Here is a 6100-nt window from a genome sequence, read left to right on the forward strand (position 1 = left end):
GGGCGCCGGCTCAGCAAATTACTTTACAACTAAACTATTCATGACTAAGGTAATACCGCATCAAACGCGGAGCCGTTGTCATGAAGATTGTCTGTATTGGTGGTGGGCCGGCCGGCCTGTACTTTGCCCTGCGCCCCAAATCACCCAAATTCGTTACCCCCGATGGCACCGTCACCATCCAGCTATTGTGTAATGAGCCCGACATCACGCCGATCGAGGCGGATGCCCCTGACCACACCTATCAAAACGGCATCCAGTTCTACGGCAAGTTTGACGATGGCCAGCCAGCCAACGGTCGTGGCAGTATGATCTACCCCAATGGCAACCGCTACGACGGTGAATACCGTGATGGCCAACGCAACGGCTGTGGTACGTTTGTATTTGGTAATGGTCGTCGCTACGTCGGTCAGTTTCACAATGATTTATTTAGCGGTCGGGGGGTGTGGACCCTAGAAAATGGCGATCGCTATATCGGCGACTTTGAGTTCAACAAATGCAACGGCGAAGGTGCCTTCATATTTGCTGACGGCACTTCAAAATCAGGTATATGGCAACAAGGACGCTTAGTGGATAGCGATTTAACCTGCGATAGCGCGGGCGCTGATATGACCAACTGACATGTCAGCGGTTAAATATTGTGACCTTGATAACTTTGATACTGATCTTCAGGAGCTGCAGCCATGACTACTCTTTCCACCCACTTCTCAAACGTTCGACTCTTATTAGCCACCCTTTCAGCAGTGGGATTAACCTTCGGCGCTGTCCCCTTCGTCTATGCCCAAGACATACCCACCCCCACTCCTCCCGCAGATGGCGGTGATTTTGACGGCGCTCCAGACCCTACCCCCGGCCCTGAAGCCACGCCAGACCCGGCCTCTTCTCCAGAGCCCGACCCTGAAGCAAGCCCAGAGCCCGAAGAGCCCGACGCTGATGCTGCAGGGGAGGCCAACACTGATGTCAGTGCACCGGCCCAACCTGGCAATGATGCCGTCCTGCCTGTAGGTGACGAACCAGCTACACCTACAGGGCCAGCAGCAAGTGATCCAGAATCACCAGAAGACGCATCGGCTTCAGACGTTTCTGCCCCTACTAATGATGCTCCTGCGACCAATGAAGCGCCTGCCAACAATAGTCCTAGAGGTCTTTGGTAAACGTCTCCAAGTCCCGCTCCACCGGTTTAGTAGGCCCCCATCAGGGCAGAACCGTGACCAAGGTACCAGGTGTAACTAAGTCATAGAGTTCGCGGATGTGTTCGTTATAAAGGCGAACACATCCATGGGATGATGCCTGACCAATGGATCCACGGTTGGGGGTGCCATGAAACCCAATTTCATTCTGACCATCGGTCCAAAACGAAATCCATCGCTCCCCCAGGGGATTTTCTGGGCCAGGCGGCAGTACCTCGCCCGTAAATGGATTGGTCCAGCCCGGATTTTCTAGCATGTAGGAAACCTCAAAGGTGCCCGTTGGGGTTTCCCAGCCAGTCTTGCCCACAGCGACAGGAAACATCGTTTCTAGGGTATCTCCTCGGTAGACATGTAGCTGGCGTTGGCTTAGCTGCAGCACCAATGTGACTGGCAATGCGACCGGCTGTTCTATTGATACCGGCGGCGGCCACTTGATAATTTCCGATGCGGGTGGTTTGACGGCACCAGCTGTCGGCACCGTGAATACTGGAGGGTTGGCGTCGACCGCTATTTGAGCAGCACTCGGTAGTACCAGTAGCCCCCAAAGCGGCACTGTCAAGCCAACGATCACACTGCGGACAGCCTTAGTCACCGATTATCTCCACATCTTTTTCGATGGTGACAAACTTTAGTCAACAAATGCAAGCGAGTGGACAGATATTTTTTGATGTTTGTACCAGAAATTGTTCTCAGCTTTTGGCAGAGTTTACGTAGGATAAAACTTTCTTAGTAACATCAAAAAATCCAAAAACTCGTATATTTACTTTATATTTTCTTTATTATCCTGGGCTTTATAAACCCAGAGGATGCAAATTACCCAATACTGACTGGCTTGCGATCGCAATTGAGGCCAGATATAAATCAGACCTGTTACTAAATTGGATCAGCTAAAAATCTGAGGAGAGGAAACTACAGGTTTTCACTTGAACGTGGTTTAAAAAACATTGTCTGAAAGATTGAGCTAATGATCCTTAATCGTCTGCTAGCAACACTGCTCTCATCTCATTATATTCCCCACGGTCACTGCTATCTCTGGCAAACACCGCTGGTTGGCATCCATGCTATCAGCGATTTTGTGATTGCGATATCGTACTTTTCCATCCCAATCACGTTAGCCTACTTTGTCTGTAAGCGTAAACCAACGTTCTCGCGCCACGTCTTTCTCTTATTCGGATTATTTATTAGCTTGTGTGGGACAGGCCATATCTTTGACGTTATCACGCTTTGGTACCCAGTCTATTGGCTCTCAGGGATGGTTAGAGCCTGCACAGCAATCGTGTCAGCCTATACAGCCATAGAACTCATTGCGCTGTTACCGCAGTTCTTATCCTTTAAAAGTCCAGATGAACTGCAAAACATCAATCAGCAATTAACAGAGACCATTGCCAAGCAAGTCTCTGCTCAAGAGGCCTTAGGAAGAAGTCAGCAGGTCTTGCAGGGAGCTTTTGAGGATGCCCCCATTGGCATGGCGCTGGTCTCATTAGAGGGAAAGTTTTTGCAGGTGAATAAAGAACTTATCCGCATTGTTGGTTACACCGAGGCAGAGCTGCTATCAACCGATTTTCAAACAATTACACATCCAGATGACCTGCAGATCGATTTGGACCACGTGCATGCCCTGATATCAGGCAACCGCCGAACATATCAGCTCGAGAAGCGATATTTACACAAGCGGGGCAATGTTGTGGACATCCGACTGAGTGTTGCTTTGCTGACAGGCTCTGAGAATCATCCCCCCTACTTTATCGCTCATATCGAAGATATCACCCCACAAAAGCAGGTAAATCTATCGCTTGAGCTAGCAACCAAGGCAGCTGCACGGAGCCAAGCTAAAAGCGACTTTCTTTCAATGATGAGTCATGAAATTCGGACTCCCATGAACGCCATGATTGGGATGACCGAGCTGCTTGGAGAGAGCAGCTTAGATAGCCAGCAGCAGGACTATGTTGAAGTTATTCGGACCAGCGGCAATACACTTTTAACCGTGATCAATGACATCCTTGACTTTTCTAAAATTGATTCTCACAAGCTGAAGCTAGAGATGTGCCGTCTTGACCTCTATAACTGTATTGAAGGGGTACTGTCGCTATTTTCCAATCAGGCAGAGCAAAAGGGACTTTCTTTAACAGTATTGGTTGATTCTATAGATATGCCCCATGTGTTCAGGGGCGATCCGATTCGGCTGCGGCAAATCCTAGCTAATTTAGTCAGTAACAGTATTAAGTTTACTAAAACCGGGGAAGTGAGTATCCGGGCTAAAATTCATCCTGCAACTATAGAGAAATTTGCTGAAAAAGAGCCTACTGAAAAGCTTTCTAAGCAGTACTACGATATTCAATTCTCCATAAAAGACACCGGCATTGGCATTGCCCAACATAAGATTCAAAAACTGTTTAAGCCCTTTAGCCAGGTAGACACTTCAACCACTCGCAAATTTGGTGGCACAGGCCTAGGTCTGGTCATTAGCAAACAGCTCATTGAGATGATGAATGGTGAAATCTGGGTAGAAAGTGAGCTTGGGCAGGGAGCGACATTTCATTTTTTCATTAGACTTGAGGCGGATCAACAGTCCGGTCTGATTAGCTTCAACAGCCAGCATGAAACAGATCTGAGTCAGAAGCGTTTATTGATTGTAGACAGCAATCAAACCAGTCGGGAGCATCTCTCATTACAGGCGAACTCTTGGCGTCTTAATGTGTGTGCGGTGGCATCGGCAGAGACGGCATTGATAAAACTGATGCAGGCTGACACGTTCGATGTGATTTCCCTCAGTGAGCCGCTACCCGATATGGATAGTTATCAGTTTGTTCGCCAGCTCCAGCATCTTCCCAACTATCAGGCTGTACCGGTCATTTTATTTAAGCCTCAGCGCCAAGAGTTATCAACACATTCCGAGTCGTTCACCAGTCACATTAAGGTCTTGCGCAAACCGGTCCGACGGTCTCAGTTTTATAATGCGCTGGTTCAGCAGCTTTTAGGCAAGCATCTGACTACCCGGCACAAAAATGTTAAAAAACTATCAGTTCAGCCCACACTTAGCGCAGAAAATCCTTTACGCATTCTGTTGGTGGAAGATATTCTGCTCAATCAAAAAGTAGCGCTGCAGATTTTGAAAACACTGGGCTACTGGGCCGATGTTGTTGAAAATGGGAAAGCTGCGATCGCAGCCATCCAGCAGCATACCTATGACCTGGTTTTGATGGACATACAAATGCCAGAAATGGACGGATTAGAGGCAACCAAATATATCCGCTCAGATCCTGATGTCATACAGCCTCGCATTGTCGCTATGACCGCGCATGCGCTGCAGGAGGATCGAGAGACGTGTCTCGCAGCGGGTATGGATGATTATCTTAGCAAGCCAATTCGTAAGCGTGACATAGCTATGGCATTACAGCAATGTTCTGCCTTAGAAGCGAACTTTAAGCCCTCTGACCAGAGATCGTTCGGTTCACAATCTTCACAAATCACTGCCAACATGCCAGCGGAGGTAACCGATATGCTGCTAAAGCTAGCTGATTTATCGACACTCGATACTCAGAGTTTTGAAAGTGTCAGCACTGATGCTTCATTTTTGGCTGAGGTCTGCGATGTGTTTTTAACCGATGCCCCCAGTCGCATCAGTGCGATCCAAGCAGCCCTTGAGAAAGAAGATGCATTAGCATTAAGCCAAACCGCTCACGCCTTAAAATCTCTGAGTAGCTGCGTTGGTGCAAATCGGCTCTTTCAACTCTGTAAGGCGGTGGAGACCATTGGGAAAATGGACTGTGTTCAGCCTGCCCTAACCCTTGTAGATCAGGTTAATACTGAATATTGTCAGGTCCGCAGCGCCTTAAAACATTATCAAAAGACTCTATAAAACTCTACTAACTATAAACGTGACCCAAGCACTTGCCAACAGTGACCCTCTTTCGCATCATATTCAGTCGCAGCCTGCATCAGCGACAACAGTACTCATCGTAGATGCTGACTCAGCCATGCGATTACTCTTACGTGTGGCCATGCAAAGAGAGGGGTTGGAGATCATTGAAGCGAGCAGCGGTCAAGAGTGTTTAGAGATTTTTCAACAGCAGCGCCCTGATCTGATCTTGATGGATGCTGTGATGCCTGAAGTAGACGGCTTTACCTGCTGCACCACACTGCGAAAAATGGCGGCAGGAGGTGATATTCCCATATTAATGATCACTAGTCTTGACGATCCAGACTCTGTGAATCGTGCGTTTGAAGTGGGTGCCACTGATTATCTGACTAAACCCATTCACTGGGCATTACTGCGCCATAGAGTCCAACGTTTGCAAGATATGCTGAAGCGTCAACAGGCAGAATATCAAATCAAAGTCTCACTGCGGGAGAAAGAAGCCTTACTCAAAGAGATTCATCATCGAGTTAAAAATAATTTGCAAATCATCTCTAGTTTGCTTGAGCTTCAGTCCTACTCAATTAAAGATCGTAAAATTCTGGACCTCTTTCGAGAAAGTCAAAACCGGGTGCGGTTGATGGCGCTGGTGCATGAGAAATTATATCAGTCTAATAATTTAGGAAAAGTCAGCTTTTTGGAATATGTTAAAACCCTTTCCAGCTATCTGCTGCACTCTTATCAAGTTAACTCTAATGATATAGAAGTCATTATCAATATTGATGATATTTCACTCGATATTGATACGGCTGTTCCATGTGGGTTGATCATTAATGAACTGATGTCTAATGCCTTGAAATATGCATTTTCACAAACTAAAAAAGGCATTATTAATATTGAAACTAACAGAGCCACCAAGAATCAATTTTCACTCATCTTTCAAGATAATGGAGTGGGCATATCGCAGGATTTAGACATTTATCAAACCGAGACACTTGGGTTGCAGCTGGTGGCCAGCTTAGCTGATCAACTAGAGGGAGATCTAGAAGTCTTCACA

Annotated in this window: 5 protein-coding genes; 4 read left to right on the plus strand and 1 reads right to left on the minus strand. The window is 47.1% G+C overall.

Annotated features, from left to right (window positions below; genetic code table 11):
* The first annotated feature begins 80 nt into the window (after positions 1 to 80).
* Both IQ260_RS26290 and IQ260_RS26295 read left to right on the plus strand, forming a co-directional pair.
* Positions 81 to 617: an MORN repeat-containing protein gene (locus IQ260_RS26290; protein ID WP_193996043.1), complete on the plus strand. Its 537-nt coding sequence runs from the start codon at positions 81 to 83 to the stop codon at positions 615 to 617.
* 63 nt (positions 618 to 680) lie between these two features.
* Entirely contained in the window at positions 681 to 1151 is a 471-nt protein-coding gene (locus IQ260_RS26295; protein ID WP_193996044.1) for a hypothetical protein, read from the plus strand.
* A 40-nt stretch (positions 1152 to 1191) separates the two neighbouring features.
* Here the strand turns inward: IQ260_RS26295 and IQ260_RS26300 are convergent, their stop codons facing one another.
* Positions 1192 to 1779, minus strand: a complete 588-nt coding sequence (locus IQ260_RS26300) for a L,D-transpeptidase (protein ID WP_193996045.1) — start codon at positions 1777 to 1779, stop codon at positions 1192 to 1194.
* Positions 1780 to 2151: 372 nt separating this feature from the next.
* Between IQ260_RS26300 and IQ260_RS26305 the strand changes: the two genes are divergently transcribed.
* Both IQ260_RS26305 and IQ260_RS31775 read left to right on the plus strand, forming a co-directional pair.
* Positions 2152 to 5046 (plus strand): response regulator, encoded by a 2895-nt coding sequence (locus IQ260_RS26305; RefSeq protein WP_193996046.1) that lies wholly within the window; start codon positions 2152 to 2154, stop codon positions 5044 to 5046.
* Between the two features lie 19 nt (positions 5047 to 5065).
* On the plus strand, positions 5066 to 6100 hold a 1035-nt coding region (locus IQ260_RS31775), incomplete at its 3' end, for a histidine kinase dimerization/phosphoacceptor domain -containing protein (protein WP_193996047.1).

The sequence above is a fragment of the Leptolyngbya cf. ectocarpi LEGE 11479 genome, from assembly GCF_015207065.1.
In the GTDB taxonomy this organism is placed as follows: Bacteria; Cyanobacteriota; Cyanobacteriia; order Phormidesmidales; family Phormidesmidaceae; genus Leptothoe; species Leptothoe ectocarpi.